This window comes from Nostoc sp. 106C, from assembly GCF_002154725.1.
Taxonomy (GTDB): Bacteria; Cyanobacteriota; Cyanobacteriia; order Cyanobacteriales; family Nostocaceae; genus Aulosira.
On record NZ_MTAW01000093.1, the window covers coordinates 110,074 to 124,949 of the forward strand.

The following is a 14,876-nucleotide window of genomic DNA, read 5'->3' on the forward strand; positions in this document are numbered from 1 at the left end:
AATGCATTAAGAATTACAATGAAACCGTACTCAGTTGATCTGCGAGAAAAAATAGTAAATGCATACGAACGAGGTGGCACGTCAATCAGAAAAGTTGCTGTTCAATTTGGTGTAGCAAAAAGCTATGTACAAAAGCTCCTCCAGTTACAGAAAAGCCAAGGTCATCTAGAACCTAAAAAGCAAGGTGGGACAATTAAGGGTAAATTGCATGAGTACGGTAGCGAATTAGCCGAAATGGTTAAAAGCCATCCAGACGCAACTTTATCAGAATACTGCGAGTATTTTGGAGAAAAATATAACGTTTGGGTATGTGCAAGTGTAATGTGCTGTGCATTACAAAAACAAAAACTCACACGAAAAAAAAGACTTTACGCAGTAGCCAAGCGAAAACACAAAGAGTCCAAAGCCTGAGAATAGAGTATTGGGAGAAGGTAAAGCACATAGATCCAGAAGACCTTGTTTTTATTGATGAAATGGGTGTTTTACTTGGTTTAACTCGGACTCATGCCAGAAGCGAGCGCGGCAGTAGGGTGTATGATTTTAAACCATATTATCGAGGGGCGAAAGTAAGTGTAATCGGGGGAATCAGCTTAAAGAAAGTTTTAGCTGTCATGACTTTAAATGGTTCAATGGATGGAAATGCATATAAAGTCTTTATCGAACATTTTTTGCTTCCACAATTATGGACTGGTGCAGTAGTTGTGATGGATAATCTTCCTGCGCATCAAGTCGCAGAAATTAAACCCTTAATTGAATCTGTTGGTGCAAGTGCTCTGTACCTGTCTCCTTATTCCCCGGAATTTAACCCCATTGAACATTGGTGGTCACAGTTAAAAGCCTTCTTAAAACAATTTTCTCCCAAGACTGCATCTGGAGTCGATGGTTTAATTAAAATAGCACTTCAATTAATTAATCCTGAACATCTCAAAAATTGGTTTACAAATTGCTGCTACTGTACCTCATAAGCTCCGAATATGCTGTAAATATTTTTTCAAGCAGTTAATTTAATCTCCAATTGCTTTAACTTTTGATTTCAGTAAATTTGATAAAAAAGCTCCTAATAAATAATTGAGTGGCAGTATTAAATATCAGAAGCTTTTTTAGTAATACTCAAATTTAGACTAATGCAAGTAAGCACTTTAGTACTTCAAAACCTACTGTCTTAGTATTTACTAAGAAAATGAAGGAAATTTACCACAGCGCACTAACACCTCGACGGGAATTCCCTCCGCTTGTTGTGTTGTTAACACCTGTATTTCCCTGCGATCCGGTGTTGTTAAGATCTTGTCCTCCTTGAGTTCCGGTGTTGTTGAGATCTTGTCCTCCTTGAGTTCCGGTGTTATTGAGATCTTGGCCTCCTTGAGTTCCGGTGTTATTGAGATCTTGTCCTCCTTGAGTTCCGGTGTTATTAAGATCTTGGCCTCCTTGAGTTCCGGTGTTATTGAGATCTTGTCCTCCTTGAGTCTCGGTACCAGATTGAGCGAATAATCTGCCAGTTTTCAGCGCTTCACTAATTGTTATGGTGCTAGATTTGGAATTTGATAGCGCAGATGCCGGGAGGGTTAGTAAAGCAATGGTACTAGCAACTCCCATGAGGCTAGCAAGTTTGTAGGATAAACTATGTTTTCTGCTCATTTTTGTCTCCTTAGATTGAAAAGCAAATACTTTTTGGCCGTTCAAGAATTAGCTGAAATTTACCGCAGATTTGCGCACTCTAACATTCAAATAAAGTTGAATGTTAGGAGTGTTTTGATTTCCTTTTAAAGCTATCTCTATTAAATTTATGACTCGTCTATCTAAAGGCGAAGATTAATTTTTATCAAATGGCGCTAAAGGTATACTGATTTGATAAATTTAAAAGTCATTATAGTAACAGTAATTTGACAAAATTAAAGGGGCACATCTAGCTAATGGCAGAAGATTTTTAGTAACTCTTATCTGTAGTTTATATGCGAGAAAACCAAGAGATGCCGCTATTTACTGTATGTAATGTTTATCTCAATATCTCAAAGCGATCGCCCACCAGGACAAACACATCATATTGATGGGCTGGCAGGTTCTCGTAAAGCAAGTAGATTAGAGACATAACCGTAACTCTTGATTTCTAGCAATTCCTATTGATTAGTATTGTAATATTACTTACCGACAACCATAGAGAGATTACTTAACCCTGTTAATTGCGGACAGATGCGACTGTTAAAGCAACATTAAAGGTATCGCCATGACGTTGCTGCAAACGTACTAATAAGCTAATAACCATTAAAATTGCATCTCCGCGTCGCCGCGTCTTTCTGAGGGCAAGAGATGGCGAAAACGATCGCCTCCTCCATCTCTTATTTCATCAAACTCATTCTCGATTACGCGAAGGGTGAGTCTGTACGTCTATCACACAGACTGAGTAGCTAACTGAGGCGATGTCTACAACGGGCTACGCCTACGCACCTAGTTTTACATCACTGGTTAATTAACCATCTTTTTGATGCAGAAATCTAGCTTCTATGTCATCCTAGAAAACGAGAGTTAATTCGGTGAGTATTTTTGTTTTTAGTATTGACAGGCTTTTCCCTTTTGGTATTGACAGACTTTTCTCCGAAATTTAAATCTCAACAAGTGTAATAATTTTGGAGTTAATCAATGTCAATTTATGTAGGCAACCTCTCTTACGAAGTTACCCAAGACACCTTAACCGCCGTTTTTGCAGAATACGGCACTGTTAGGCGTGTTCAACTACCTACTGACCGCGAAACAGGACAACTACGCGGTTTCGGATTTGTGGAAATGGGAACGGAAGCTGAAGAAGCAGCTGCGATTGAAGCCCTTGATGGTGCTGAATGGATGGGTCGTGACCTCAAAGTTAATAAAGCCAAGCCCAGGGAAGATAGAGGTTCTTCTGGTGGTGGTAACCGGGGGGGATACGGTGGTGGTGGAGGCGGTAGACGTAACCGCTACTAAGCTTTGAAACCTGAAATTTACAAGTGAATTTTCAGGTTAGACAAAGAGTCTGCCTTTTTTTGCACTTTAGTCAACTGGAAGACTTACCATTATAAGTCATTAATTAAGTCAAATTAGCAGGAGAGATAATGACCCAAATAGTAGTGGGTGACAATGAACACATCGAGTCAGCCTTACGCCGATTTAAACGGGAAGTTTCCAAGGCTGGGATTTTTCAAGATATGAAGAAGCATCGTCACTTTGAAACGCCTATTGAAAAACGCAAGCGTAAAGAAGTTGCCAAGCACAGGCAAGGAAAAAGACGTTTCCGTACTTGATAAGTGACAGATAAATTGATCAATGCCCTCAGAGATTTCATGAGGGTTTTTTTATAGAATTTAGCAAAAGTACAATTGTAGGAGCCAATGCTGTTCACTGTGGTACGGTAATGGCTTTTGAGCGATCGCACAGTTCTCTGGGAAAGTAGGGCGCGCGATCGCTTGCTACCTTTTTTCCTAGAACCCGGAATTTCTCGTGCTTGGATAAGATGGCGCTTGGTTTGTTCGCCGCGTCAGTCGTACCTGGTAGTTAACTCAAGAGTTGCACAGCAAAATTTTTAGCCTCTATCAACTTTAATCTAAAGCTGATTTTAAAACTCGCTTGATTGTACACAGCATTTTGTTAGCCGATGCTGGTGCGTACTTTTCCATTAAGACAGAACGCATTACAGCAGTATGTTTGTAACACTCTGTTACCCAACCTAACGTTATAGTATCGCAACTGCCGGAAGTTAACAGCCGAGCGATCGCACCCAAAGCTTGTTAAAAATTTCACTTTAATTTCAGCGGTATCACAAGGAAGCGCCCTAGATACAACGGATTGCAGGTTCATAAACTACAGTAGCAGCAATCTGTAAACGATTCAAAGAAGAAATTTTACTAATTTAGTTGGTAAAAAACTCGGTTGGTAATAATATGACTATAAATTTCTGGCTCTTATGTTTTGGCGATCGCTTATCGCTTTTGGCTTAAAATTTGGCAGCTTGCATAGTGTAAAGGTTTGATAAAGTCAGGATTTGACTACTTAGTTTAATTGATTTTATCCAACTTTGTTGGTATTATAACTTTATCCGAGAAACCACGCATATATCAACATACATCTGTAAATGCTGATGGGGAAAGTGAAAAATTTATTCACTCACCTAAATTTTTCATACTCAAGTATGGTTTTGCAATTATCCGCCCATTATTCATAGCAACAAAATTTTAGAAAAAATATGAAAACGCATTGTTTTGCCTTTTCATTCATAGCTTGTGCTGTTAGTGTCACTTTTCCAAATCAAGCTTTTGCTGTTACTCTTTACGGTGCTGGTAGTTTGAGAGGAGCACTTTCAGACATAGCGATTGCTTTTGAGGCAGACACTAATATTCATATAGATACAAAATTTGGCCCGTCTGGCCAGTTAAAAGACAACATCATTAATGATGGGGAAAGACCTGATGTTTTTGCTAGCGCCGATATCGGTAACGCACTCAAAGTAAATCAAGCGGGTTTGAGCAGTCCTGTAGTTAACTTTATTAGCAACCGTATGACTGCGATTGTCAGAACAGGGCTATCAGTCACATCAAACAATATTTTAGACATATTATTAGACCCAAATATTAGAGTCGGAACCTCAACACCATTATCAGATCCTTCTGGGGACTATGCATGGCAGATATTTGACAAAGCCGATCAAGTCAAAGTTGGAAGTTCTCAAATTCTCAAGAACAAAGCTTTACAACTTGTAGGAGGTAATCCTAATGCTCCTGTAGTTCCCAATGGACAAAATAATTTAGTCTATTTTCTTAAAGGGATTCCTCAAGATACTCCACCGCTAGCAGATATCTTTTTAGCCTATTACACAAGTAGTGTTGCTGCCCAAGAAATTGCAAATGATCTGCAAATAGTAGAGTTACCTGATTATTTAGCAGTCAAAGCAGATTATGGTCTAACAGTATTGAATAATGCAAGTTCAGAAGGTAAACAACTGGCTGAATACATTCTTTCAAAAAAGGCACAAGATATTTTGGTGAATAAGTATAAATTTAGTTCACCTTCTACTTCTACTTCTGTCCCTGAAGCTAATACTATAGGTGGAACATTTCTAGCTTTGGCTATAGCTATTGCTTTAAAGAAAAAACAAGCATTTGTCAAAAAGCAAGAATGAAACTAGTAGTAAAGACCAAACTTAAAATATATCAATCTGCTTTTATTTGCAACCAACTCAACAGTTAATCCGAAAATAGAACAAACAATGAGTCAGTTAAATATATTATCATTCTGTTCGCAAAAAATCGCCAAGGTGGGTTTAAGTGTAATAGCAGGAGTTGGATCTACTCTTCTGCTATCTAACCCTCTTTATGCAGCCACTCTAGGCAACAACTTAATTGTTAATGGCGATGCAGAACAGGGGGTAGGAGATAGCGTTGGTAACGTTGTTAGCCCTAATATACCTGTTATCCCTGGTTGGACTGCGACTAGTGATTTTAGTGTGTTGAAATATGGTGCAACAGGGTTTGATTTTGTTAACCCTATGGGTAATACAGTGAGTGTTAGCGGATTACCTGATGCAAATAACCCAGGGCCAAGTAATCGCGGACTCAATCTATTTTATGGTGGAGGTAGTAGAGCCTCATCTAGTGCTTCACAATTAATTGATGTGAGTAATCTGTCTTCAATTATTGATGCAGGTAAAGGTGGGTATGATTTAAGTGCTTGGTTAGGTGGCTATGAAACCGATGCAGATAATGTCAAACTTAGCCTTGATTTCTTAAATCAAAATGGTCAATCTTTAGGCACAGCTTTTATTACTTCCCCAACCGCAGAGGAACGAAACAATACAACAGCTTTATTATTTAAGTATACGACAGGCTTTGTTCCTGTGAGTGCGAGGGAAATTAAAGTTGTTTTAGATATGAATTATGTTCGTGGGCGTGTAAATGATGGTTATGCAGATAATCTCTCACTTGTGATTAAAGAAGTTCCAGAACCATCAATGTCCGGTTCTTTAATATTGGGTGGCTGTTTTATTCTGGCTTTAAGATTACGTAGAAACCGCCCGCTTTGGCGCTAGATACTATCATCAAATTTTTGGGGAAAATTTTTAACCTGTAATGTTGTAAGTTGCTAAATGCTATATGTCTCCTTTGGCACAAACTTACGATTGGATGTATTTCGTACGAAGTTTAATCTCGATATTTGTCATTGTTTGGCAGATTGTATTGCTCATAGATCAGGGTCATTCTACATAAAACCAATCTCAATATAAGGAATAATACTCATGTCTATTGCAAGTATCTTGACAAAGCTACCATTATCTATTTTTGGAGCAGCGGCAATAGTTGCAACAATTGCTAGTGCAAGTCATGCTGGCACGCTCACTATTGGGGCTACAAGAGATACAACGATCTACCAAAACAACAATAACAGCAATGGCACCGGAGTCGGAATGTTTGTAGGTAACAACGGCGCGAACGCGCCGCGGCGGGCACTAACCTACTTCGACATTGCTGGCAATCTACCAACTGGAGCAAGCATTACCGATGTGCAACTTACCCTGTTCCTCGGTCAGGTTGCTGGTTCCAGTGGGATTCCTGGAAGGGGTGACCAAACGCCGAGGGATATCTCGCTCGTCCGGGTTAGCAACTCTTGGGGAGAGGGAACAAGCGGGCCTGTCCCGCCCTCGGGTACGATTGGGGGCACTGGTGAAGGGTTTACACCGAATCCAGGCGACGCAACTTGGAATGCTCGCTTTTATGATCCTGTCAATCCAGCTCTGTGGGGAACACCAGGGGGCGATTTTGCTGCCAATCCGAGTGCAACGATTGCGGTTGGCTCAACCTTTAACGCTGGCTACACTTGGGGTTCGACGGCTGCAATGGTTGCCGACGTGCAGGGGTGGCTAGATAACCCGTCCGAAAATTTTGGCTGGCTGCTGCGCAGTGAGTCTGAAAGTACGCCTCAAAGCTTCCGTGCCTTCTGGACTAGCAACGCAACTGATCCGTCATTGCGACCTCAACTACAAATCACTTTTGCAGAGCCTGTTCCTGAACCTCCAACTAATCTCGGCGCATTAGCAGCCATTAGCATAGGTGTTGCTCTCAAGCATAAATTTAAGCAGCGTAGATACTCTTAATTTCCATTATCACTAAAGATAGTAGTTCTCCTTTAGGTAATCCACTCGCAAATCTACCGTGTAATGCTTTTAGTTTGTGGACAACCTATACAATTCCTGGTAGTAATTTGCAGGGCTTGGGATTTGGTACTGGGGTTTTTGCCACAGACGATTGTGCGATGCTCCTGCTTGGCTTGCTGTGGCGATCGCTTCTTCTTGCGTCAGAACTATTTCTTTAGCTTGTTTGCCAAAAGTCTGCACTGCCAGATTAACTTGCTCCCAAATAGTTATTAGCTAAAAACTTGTGGTCTTTCTTTTTTTATTGCTTGAGTTGCAGTGTGTAACCTATCCACTCTGAACCTGTGAGATGTGATGTGTTTTCCCCTAGAGCAATACACTGTAGACTTCTTGCAAAAATACGAATCAGCAAAAAAGGAACCACAGATGTAGACACGAAGTGGCTTCCCGTAGGGTACACAGATAAACACAGATAAATATTGGTGTGTATCAGTGTTTATCTGTGGTTTGATATTCAAAACTTTGACTTATGCAAGAGACTCCATGAGCTGCGCTCACAAGGAACAATGAAAATGATTTTGGAATGATTTTGCGTTGTTTCAGCCTCTATTTTCAAGGCAGGTCTTGTAATCCACACTTTTGACAGTAGCACTTAGCTTCTTGTTGAACTGCGATGCCTACAGTGGCAAGCTATGCAATTTCTGACCAATTATCTGGGTACAGAGAGTTGGTAAACGTTATCAGTGTAATATAATACTTCTAGCAGTACAAAAGCTTAATCAAATTCATACAAACAATGCCTGCGGTGGGCGTAGCCATCGCATTTTAATCAATAGCCTGCCTTCTGGCGGATTTAATCTGTCCTCGCTTAGTTTTACTGTCAAGGCGTTTGTTTTGAGAACTGCGAGTTGGTTTGGTAGGTTTGCGCTTTTTCTTCAATACGACTGCGCTTTTAATAAGTTCTTGAAGTCGTTGCAAAGCCTCCTCTCGGTTCTGCTCTTGGCTGCGGTGTTCTTGGGCTTTGATGACGACGACTCCCTCTTGGGTAATGCGTCTGTCGTTCAGTTTTAGAAGCTGCTCTTTATAGAAAGCGGGTAATGATGAAGCCTCAATGTCAAAGCGCAAATGGATGGCGGTGGAAACTTTGTTGACGTTTTGACCGCCTGCTCCTTGAGAACGAATCGCGCTAATTTCGAGTTCGCTATCGGGGATGATAATTTTGTGAGAAATTTGTAACATATCTTAATTATATAGCGTTATTAGTGCGATCGCGTAGTGTCTGGGGGCTATAAGTCTGGCGCTATAAAGATTTTGATTTATATATCCGATACCGGACAGACTAAAGCTTGTATGTGTATCTATACTTACAAGAATTTGGCATTTAGATGCCTTTGCTACTTTAATCCTTAGAACTACACAAAGGAATTATTAATGCATTGTCAATCCATCTTGATTGATGGCTTATATTTCTTGTTAATTGTCAATAACTACGCTTCATTTCCAATATGCGATCGCTCACAAAGCCGCGAAGGTAAGCGGCGTTGATCCAAGTTAGCTACCTCTAGCATGTCATAAACCTTAAGAAATGCACTTGATACTCAGCTGTTAGCCATCTAGAATGGCTGAGCACAAAAGCGCATCAATAGTAGAATAATTCACATATTTAGAGTAAATCAGGCGTAAAAAGCTATTTTTTGTTAAATCAGCCCAATGGAAGCTTTGATTAAGCGTATATTAATTTGTGATGACGTTGCTGATGATGCACTGCTTTTACAAGCAATACTATTAGCAGATGATTGCCAAATTCAAATAGTTAGTTCTGGTAAAGAAGTGCTTAGCTTTCTTAAAACAAACTCTAATCTACCAGACTTATTAATATTAGATGTTATGATGCCTGTAATGGATGGGTTTGAAGTTGTTCAGCGCATCCGAGAGTCAAATAAATTAAAATCTCTTCCAGTCTTATTAGTAACAGGTATGAATATAGATGATACTAATCTCGATATCAAGGTTGATGGATTTATTCAGAAACCTATTAATATCGATACTGTAATTTCTCAGGTTAGAGCAATTTTAGATTAAGTTAGTCTACAGCCTGCAAAATTTCTTGAATCCTTTCAACCAGGTCATCAGGATCTACAGGTTTTTGAATAATTCCATTAACGCTGATATCACTTAATTCCATTGCAAGTACTTCTTTATGTGCTGTAATTAGCAAAATAGGTAGAGTTTGCAAATGTTTATTTTTCTGAACACGTCTAACTATTTCATAACCATTTATTTCAGGCATCATGATATCTAGTAGTAACAAGTCTGGTTTTTGAGATTCAATTTTATTGAGCGCTTCGATTCCAGATGTTACAAATTCAACTGTATAACCTTCCATTTCTAAAATTGTTTGAAAGAAAATACAGTTATCTTCTACATCGTCACAAATCAAAATATAGTGATTAACGTTGTTCGGTGTTACTCCTTCATTAAGCATTCTTTAATCAAGCCATAACATATTCTCTATCTACAATGTTTAGAGTTGCAAGCTTTTACTTCAATCTTTAGAGTGATATCCATAACATGTTTGTGTAAATATTAAGTATATGTCAATCTATCTTTTAGTAGGTGCATATCCTGAAAGTTAGATATAAGGCTAGCTTGGGAATGTACAGTCAAATCGAAGACTTTGAAGTTGCTTATCTTTACTTTCATTCCTTGCTGTCAGGAATCTCGTTAGTCTCCCAAAATTTTTTTACTTGATCAGGACTTACGCAAGGACTAGGATTTTACGTCATTACGAGCGTTCGCTGAAAGCGTTCCCGCAGGGTAGCGAAGTAATCGCAAAGGCTTCGTTTTTCGTCACGAGTGCGTAAGTCCTAAAGCTGCTGAGTCTACCAGAATGTTCTGAGACTAGACATCCGTGTGAAACAAGCGAGGTGATTGTGTGTAATCGAGCGATCGCTTGTGACGGTAAATCCATCTTCTGATTCATATCGTCTATCATCTCCTCATGCTAGCGTCGAGCAAACAAAGAGAGTGCGATGGCTCCGTTTCAACCTACACGACGACGCTTTATTCAAGTAGTTGGAGGGACAAGTGTCCTGGCTCTCTTGGGCTGCAATCGACGGGAACAAGCAATGGTGACACTATATACTTTTGGCGACTCAATTTTAGATTGCAGTCGATATAATGAGTTTGGCGTTCATCCAGGACAACTCCTCGTCCAGAATAACGATCGCCTATTTCCCGAGTTTCAAAGACAGGATCTCAAATCGCTCGGCTCTGCTCGCTTAGAACATCGTGCCCGTGATGGCGCAACTGTTAATGGTCTGCCATCTCAGGCGCAAGGATTGCGAGTGGAAGGAAGGGCGATTGCACTCATCACTATTGGTGGTAACGATCTACTAAGCGGCTTAATTCGCGATCCAGGTGCAGGGATAACGAGCTTTGCTAATTCCCTCGACACATTCGTGCAGCAGTTACCAATTCGCCCCGTTCTGTTGGGTAATGTCTACGATCCCACCTTCAACGATGATAATCGCAATTTTTTAGGGGTAGAGCCTGCGATCGCCCGCAAGAATCTCCAACGCATGAATGCTACTATTCAAGAAATAGCCAACCGCTATGGACAGTTGGTTGATCTCCACGCTCACTTCCTCAAAGGCGATCCATCTTGGTTCACCGCAACCATAGAGCCAAGTCTGCGGGGTGCATCGGAGGTACGGCGGGCTTTTCTCCCCTATGTTGTGCGTAAATAAGAATACTTTTTCTTGAGTTGATTTTAACAATCAATATTAACAATTAGGTATTACCAATCCAACCTTTAGATATAGATAAAAGCCAACCCTCAGGGCAGACAATTCCCGCAAATGTACTCGATAACATGAATGCAAAGCAGAGTCATTGAGGACTATTGCCATGAAAACTTCAACAATCAATACTGCTCAAGTCCCTAATGTTGCGCCAGCTTATAATGGTGCCGATCGCAACGCCTGGATCTTTGGCTGGAACCCGCAACAGGAGCTATGGAATGGTCGTTTGGCTATGATTGGTTTTGTCGCTTATCTCCTTTGGGATCTTGCTGGTTATAGCGTTCTTCGGGATGTACTTCACTTGATTGGCTAGCAATGTTTTTCTCAAGACAGTAAAAGCAGTTGTCTAGTCCACACCAATAATCTTTAAAAACCAAAATACTGTCATGCGAACATCAACATTTTCAGATTCCGCAATTCGTTACAGTGCTTTGAGCCTGGGTCTTCTCTTCTTAATACTTGGTTTAGCTGGATTTGTGCCAGCTTTTGTTACTCCCTCTGAGCACTTTACCTCTGAACCAGGCTTTGGCTATATATTCGGAGTATTCCCCACCAACTATTTTCATAATGCAATTGGAATTTTAGTTGGTGTTTGGGGAATTGCTGCATTTACAAGCTTAAGCGGAGCAATTGTGTTTAATCGCATCTTCGCTATCCTCTATGCAGCAGGTGCTATTTTAGGATTACTACCCTTTTCCAATACCTTGTTTGGACTGACACCACTTTTTGGCAACAATATCTGGCTTAATGCCATTACTGCGGCGATCGCTTTCTACTACGGATTTGTGAAGTCAGCAGAAATCGCTACAACGAGTTCCTCGAGTGCGCAACCTAGCGTTTAACTCGCTCAAAGAAATAGCGTTTATAAAAGCTGGGGGAGAAAAGGGTAATGTTTTTAGTAGCTATTACTACTTTAATAACCTTAAATACATTTATGTATTCTTCTCCCCCAGCACCCCCTGCTAACCCCTAAATTTAACACCTGCTAGGAGTGCAAAATCCTCCTCCAGAAAGGGTTGCAGCCCGGATTGCCTCAAGGGGAAATTTTGGCGTGCGATCGTTGTACAACAAACCGTTAGCTTCTTGGAAAGTATCGGTAAATTGTGTGTAACAGAATCCACTGAACAGTTCAATATTATTGACGGCTTCGAGTAGGGTAGTATATTTCATTTCTAACTCGGATACACTCCAGCTGCGTTCATATCCCCAAGCTTGAGCTGCATCTGGCTTGTCATCTGGGGCATAGGCGATACCACCAAACTCTGTTAGCATTACCGGTTGCCCTTGATGTGGATAGTTGTCGAGTGTGAGGATACGTCCTCCAGGGCGCTTATGATTCAGCATATCCGACACCTTCACTTCTGGCCCATAACGACGAACTAATTGCTGCGGTTTGGTGTCATAATCATGAATTGCCAGAATGTCTGTATCCGTACTTTCCCAGCCATCGTTACCAATCACTGGACGAGTTGGGTCGAGGGTTTTCGTTAAGTGATACATTGCTAAAACATAGTTGCGGTGAGCTGCTGTCTCAACTAAATTCGGTACTCCCCAAGATTCATTAAAAGGTACCCAAGCGACAATACATGGATGGCTGGAATCTCGTTTGATGACTTCAGTCCACTCCCGCGTCATGCGTTCTACTGCTTTGCGGGTAAAGCGATAGGCGCTGGGCATTTCCTCCCATACCAATAACCCTAAAACATCTGCCCAATATAAAAAGCGCGGGTCTTCAATTTTTTGGTGTTTGCGTACCCCGTTGAAACCCATAGCTTTAATGAGTTCTACATCACGTCGCAACGCCTCATCGCTGGGTGGAGTCATCAGCGTATCTGGCCAGTAGCCTTGATCGAGAACTAGGCGTAAATAATAAGGGCGACCATTGAGCATAAAGCGATCGCGCTGTACGCTCACCGTTCGCATTGCGGTGTAAGATTTTACTTCATCCAGTAGGCGATCATTGCTCCACAGTTGAATTTCAGCATCAATTAGCGTTGGCTTTTCTGGACTCCACAATAATTCATTACGGAAGTCGTCAATCCCAGGATCAGCAAGGGCGATGCGGCGATTAATTTCCCCGTTCAACACTTCGTAGGTATCATTCGCCAACACTTTATCGCCAATGCTCAATTTCATCTTGATTTGTACACCAGAAGTAGGTACATCACCCGCCAGCGCCGCTTCAAAACCAACTTCCCATCGCTCAAAGTCGGAATTCCAGCAAAGATGGCCTAGATAAGTTTTACCTACTCGCTCCACCCAGACTGTTTGCCAAATACCGCTAGTGCGAGGATACCAAATACTGTGCGGTTGCAATTGCCAATCTTGCTTACCGCGAGGTTTGGCGAGGTCTTGCGGATCATCTTGCGCCCACACTGTTACTTTTGTTGTGCCACTGTCATTTAATACGTGGGTAATATCGAGCGAGAAATTGGTGTGTCCGCCTTCATGTTCAGCTATGTATTGACCGTTAACCCACACACGAGCACGGTAGTCCACCGCACCGAAGTGTAACAGCAATTTACCATCACCTTCTGGTGTGGCAAATTCCCGCTCGTACCAACAGTTTGGGTGAAAATTTGTGTCACCTATCCCACTTTTAGTTGATTCCGGAGCAAACGGAACTTCTATTAGATGAGTCCATTGCCTCAGGTCACTGGGTTGAACACACTTTCCTTCATCATCAAACGCAAACTTCCACAAACCATTTAAGCTTTGCCAAGGCGATCGCTGCAACTGTGGACGTGGATGTATGATTTCTTTCCAGCCAAAAGCATTCTCGTCATTGCTCTTAACTGATAATGCAACTCCACTATTATTAATATGTAATAATTTCATTAAAACCTCTTTTCTATTTGCATTTCATTAAATCTAAAATGTCATACATTAATAAAATTAAGATTTATTGAGAGACATTATTGATCAATACGGTTCAGTTAAGGATTAACTCTCCCTAACTCTTCTTAAACAGAAGGGAACTAAGCCCTCTTAAAAAGGGGTTGGGGGATCTCCAAGAAATCAACATCACTAACTGATCTGTATTACATTATTTATAATTTAATTGTTTTTCAACCAAACAATCAAAATTGATTCTAATAAAATAGTTATGTATAGCAATCCGATTTGATTCCTGAAATTACTTGCATAGGGAGAGAACAGGAATAAGGAAACTAGAGGTGTACTGAATTTTTTCAAAAATCAAATAAGAGTTTTATGTTTTGATAAATCTTACTTGTACTATGTTAAAACGCTGCTTCTATTATCTAGTTTTTGAAGTTGGCTATTCAGCCAGGTAGAACCTCTAACCATACAGTTATAACAAACATCTCCATAGCTATCACCCCGATCGCTCGATACAATTAATCTTGCATCTCTCATCCTTAACTGCTGATTACATATTAGGCAGAGTTGGTTAAATTCCAAGCTATTGCATTCAATTTGAAATTGCATAATTGATTACCACAGGCAAACTTTCGCTTTGTGTGTTCCCAAAAGCTTTGCTTGGTTAGTAGTATAAAAATATTTTGATTAGCTTGGCTTCTACCAAAGGAATAGAAGTATACCAGATGAAGATATAAGTAAAAATACTTTTTGTAAATAAATATAAAGAAAAATGCTGAATAATGAGCTAATTGAATGATTGATCCCAGGTAAATAAGCTAAGTTCGTGAAAGCAAAAATATTGACGGAATTTTTCCAGGTATTGATATATTTTTAATTAATGTAAATGAACGTCTGACTAGACTCTTTCCCGCATTTGTGCCGACTTGCAACTGAAGCTCTCAAAGAAACTGCGCCTGCCCAAACCATCGACACTCCCAAGGATATCGACAGTATGGCTGATGTGGGCTACTGAAGCTAGAGTTGCATTGGTGTGCTTACCTTAGACCTAGCTTGAAAAAGAGCTGTGAGCATAGGTTAAGTAGCCCAAATGATTTGCTGTTGACAGAAATCATGGCTGTACAGCA

General features: G+C 40.6%; 19 protein-coding genes. 12 read left to right on the forward strand and 7 right to left on the reverse strand.

The genetic code is table 11. The annotated features are described in order from the left end of the window. Positions 1–18 precede the first annotated feature (18 nt). Positions 19–411 (forward strand): IS630 transposase-related protein, encoded by a 393-nt coding sequence (locus tag BV375_RS37580; protein WP_086760563.1) that lies wholly within the window; start codon positions 19–21, stop codon positions 409–411. Further along, the gene (locus tag BV375_RS11675; protein WP_086760565.1) at positions 309–965 is read left to right on the forward strand and encodes an IS630 family transposase; all 657 of its coding nucleotides are present in this window, start codon (positions 309–311) and stop codon (positions 963–965) included. Before BV375_RS37580 ends, BV375_RS11675 begins: the two co-directional genes overlap by 103 nt. A 226-nt stretch (positions 966–1,191) precedes the next feature. Here the strand turns inward: BV375_RS11675 and BV375_RS11680 are convergent, their stop codons facing one another. Continuing rightward, positions 1,192–1,635 (reverse strand): hypothetical protein, encoded by a 444-nt coding sequence (locus BV375_RS11680; RefSeq protein ID WP_143842064.1) that lies wholly within the window; start codon positions 1,633–1,635, stop codon positions 1,192–1,194. Between the two features lie 999 nt (positions 1,636–2,634). Between BV375_RS11680 and BV375_RS11685 the strand changes: the two genes are divergently transcribed. The 6 genes from BV375_RS11685 (at position 2,635) to BV375_RS11705 (ending at position 7,108) form a co-directional block, all read left to right on the forward strand. Beyond that, a complete protein-coding gene (locus BV375_RS11685; protein WP_086689763.1) occupies positions 2,635–2,952 on the forward strand; it encodes an RNA-binding protein in 318 nt (105 codons plus the stop codon). A 128-nt stretch (positions 2,953–3,080) separates the two neighbouring features. Next, complete coding sequence (rpsU, locus tag BV375_RS11690; protein ID WP_086689762.1) at positions 3,081–3,269, forward strand: 30S ribosomal protein S21; 189 nt, start codon at positions 3,081–3,083, stop codon at positions 3,267–3,269. A 117-nt stretch (positions 3,270–3,386) separates the two neighbouring features. Continuing rightward, entirely contained in the window at positions 3,387–3,551 is a 165-nt protein-coding gene (locus BV375_RS36815; RefSeq protein WP_166507432.1) for a hypothetical protein, read from the forward strand. A gap of 656 nt (positions 3,552–4,207) precedes the next feature. Beyond that, positions 4,208–5,140, forward strand: coding sequence for a substrate-binding domain-containing protein (locus BV375_RS11695; RefSeq protein ID WP_086760569.1), 933 nt, complete (start codon positions 4,208–4,210; stop codon positions 5,138–5,140). Positions 5,141–5,227: 87 nt separating this feature from the next. Next, a complete protein-coding gene (locus BV375_RS11700) occupies positions 5,228–6,046 on the forward strand; it encodes a PEP-CTERM sorting domain-containing protein (RefSeq protein WP_086760571.1) in 819 nt (272 codons plus the stop codon). 207 nt (positions 6,047–6,253) lie between these two features. Continuing rightward, on the forward strand, positions 6,254–7,108 hold the full coding sequence (locus BV375_RS11705) for a PEP-CTERM sorting domain-containing protein (protein ID WP_086760573.1): 855 nt from the start codon (positions 6,254–6,256) through the stop codon (positions 7,106–7,108). A gap of 69 nt (positions 7,109–7,177) precedes the next feature. On the opposite strand, the gene BV375_RS36820 is transcribed toward BV375_RS11705, so the two are convergent. Further along, positions 7,178–7,348, reverse strand: coding sequence for a hypothetical protein (locus BV375_RS36820; RefSeq protein WP_166507433.1), 171 nt, complete (start codon positions 7,346–7,348; stop codon positions 7,178–7,180). 582 nt (positions 7,349–7,930) lie between these two features. Next, positions 7,931–8,344: an alternative ribosome rescue aminoacyl-tRNA hydrolase ArfB gene (gene arfB, locus BV375_RS11710; protein ID WP_086760575.1), complete on the reverse strand. Its 414-nt coding sequence runs from the start codon at positions 8,342–8,344 to the stop codon at positions 7,931–7,933. A gap of 471 nt (positions 8,345–8,815) precedes the next feature. On the opposite strand from arfB, the gene BV375_RS11715 reads away from it, so the two are divergent. Then, positions 8,816–9,187, forward strand: coding sequence for a response regulator (locus BV375_RS11715; protein ID WP_086760577.1), 372 nt, complete (start codon positions 8,816–8,818; stop codon positions 9,185–9,187). A 1-nt stretch (position 9,188) separates the two neighbouring features. Here the strand turns inward: BV375_RS11715 and BV375_RS11720 are convergent, their stop codons facing one another. Both BV375_RS11720 and BV375_RS35935 read right to left on the reverse strand, forming a co-directional pair. After that, positions 9,189–9,590: a response regulator gene (locus BV375_RS11720; RefSeq protein WP_086760579.1), complete on the reverse strand. Its 402-nt coding sequence runs from the start codon at positions 9,588–9,590 to the stop codon at positions 9,189–9,191. A gap of 300 nt (positions 9,591–9,890) precedes the next feature. Further along, positions 9,891–10,088 carry a hypothetical protein gene (locus BV375_RS35935; RefSeq protein WP_134076081.1) on the reverse strand — a complete coding sequence of 66 codons (198 nt, stop codon included), beginning with the start codon at positions 10,086–10,088 and terminating at the stop codon, positions 9,891–9,893. A 49-nt stretch (positions 10,089–10,137) separates the two neighbouring features. Here BV375_RS35935 and BV375_RS11725 point away from each other — a divergent pair, with 49 nt between their 5' ends. From BV375_RS11725 to BV375_RS11735, 3 genes are all read left to right on the forward strand, one after another. Next, positions 10,138–10,854, forward strand: a complete 717-nt coding sequence (locus BV375_RS11725) for an SGNH/GDSL hydrolase family protein (protein ID WP_086760581.1) — start codon at positions 10,138–10,140, stop codon at positions 10,852–10,854. A gap of 160 nt (positions 10,855–11,014) precedes the next feature. Beyond that, a complete protein-coding gene (locus BV375_RS11730; protein ID WP_086760583.1) occupies positions 11,015–11,221 on the forward strand; it encodes a chlorophyll a/b-binding protein in 207 nt (68 codons plus the stop codon). A gap of 73 nt (positions 11,222–11,294) precedes the next feature. Then, complete coding sequence (locus BV375_RS11735; protein ID WP_086760585.1) at positions 11,295–11,750, forward strand: DUF4383 domain-containing protein; 456 nt, start codon at positions 11,295–11,297, stop codon at positions 11,748–11,750. Positions 11,751–11,883: 133 nt separating this feature from the next. On the opposite strand, the gene BV375_RS11740 is transcribed toward BV375_RS11735, so the two are convergent. Beyond that, positions 11,884–13,746 carry a glycoside hydrolase family 2 TIM barrel-domain containing protein gene (locus tag BV375_RS11740; RefSeq protein ID WP_086760587.1) on the reverse strand — a complete coding sequence of 621 codons (1,863 nt, stop codon included), beginning with the start codon at positions 13,744–13,746 and terminating at the stop codon, positions 11,884–11,886. A gap of 399 nt (positions 13,747–14,145) precedes the next feature. Further along, the gene (locus BV375_RS11745; RefSeq protein ID WP_086760589.1) at positions 14,146–14,358 is read right to left on the reverse strand and encodes a hypothetical protein; all 213 of its coding nucleotides are present in this window, start codon (positions 14,356–14,358) and stop codon (positions 14,146–14,148) included. Between the last annotated feature and the right edge of the window lie 518 nt (positions 14,359–14,876).

Coding starts and splice junctions, on each gene's coding strand:
- BV375_RS37580 (WP_086760563.1), top strand. CDS start 19: ATGAAACCGTACTCAGTTGATCTGCGAGAAAAAATAGTAAATGCATAC.
- BV375_RS11675 (WP_086760565.1), top strand. CDS start 309: ATGTGCAAGTGTAATGTGCTGTGCATTACAAAAACAAAAACTCACACG.
- BV375_RS11680 (WP_143842064.1), bottom strand. CDS start 1,635: ATGAGCAGAAAACATAGTTTATCCTACAAACTTGCTAGCCTCATGGGA.
- BV375_RS11685 (WP_086689763.1), top strand. CDS start 2,635: ATGTCAATTTATGTAGGCAACCTCTCTTACGAAGTTACCCAAGACACC.
- rpsU (WP_086689762.1), top strand. CDS start 3,081: ATGACCCAAATAGTAGTGGGTGACAATGAACACATCGAGTCAGCCTTA.
- BV375_RS11695 (WP_086760569.1), top strand. CDS start 4,208: ATGAAAACGCATTGTTTTGCCTTTTCATTCATAGCTTGTGCTGTTAGT.
- BV375_RS11700 (WP_086760571.1), top strand. CDS start 5,228: ATGAGTCAGTTAAATATATTATCATTCTGTTCGCAAAAAATCGCCAAG.
- BV375_RS11705 (WP_086760573.1), top strand. CDS start 6,254: ATGTCTATTGCAAGTATCTTGACAAAGCTACCATTATCTATTTTTGGA.
- arfB (WP_086760575.1), bottom strand. CDS start 8,344: ATGTTACAAATTTCTCACAAAATTATCATCCCCGATAGCGAACTCGAA.
- BV375_RS11715 (WP_086760577.1), top strand. CDS start 8,816: ATGGAAGCTTTGATTAAGCGTATATTAATTTGTGATGACGTTGCTGAT.
- BV375_RS11720 (WP_086760579.1), bottom strand. CDS start 9,590: ATGCTTAATGAAGGAGTAACACCGAACAACGTTAATCACTATATTTTG.
- BV375_RS35935 (WP_134076081.1), bottom strand. CDS start 10,088: ATGAATCAGAAGATGGATTTACCGTCACAAGCGATCGCTCGATTACAC.
- BV375_RS11725 (WP_086760581.1), top strand. CDS start 10,138: ATGGCTCCGTTTCAACCTACACGACGACGCTTTATTCAAGTAGTTGGA.
- BV375_RS11730 (WP_086760583.1), top strand. CDS start 11,015: ATGAAAACTTCAACAATCAATACTGCTCAAGTCCCTAATGTTGCGCCA.
- BV375_RS11735 (WP_086760585.1), top strand. CDS start 11,295: ATGCGAACATCAACATTTTCAGATTCCGCAATTCGTTACAGTGCTTTG.
- BV375_RS11740 (WP_086760587.1), bottom strand. CDS start 13,746: ATGAAATTATTACATATTAATAATAGTGGAGTTGCATTATCAGTTAAG.
- BV375_RS11745 (WP_086760589.1), bottom strand. CDS start 14,358: ATGCAATTTCAAATTGAATGCAATAGCTTGGAATTTAACCAACTCTGC.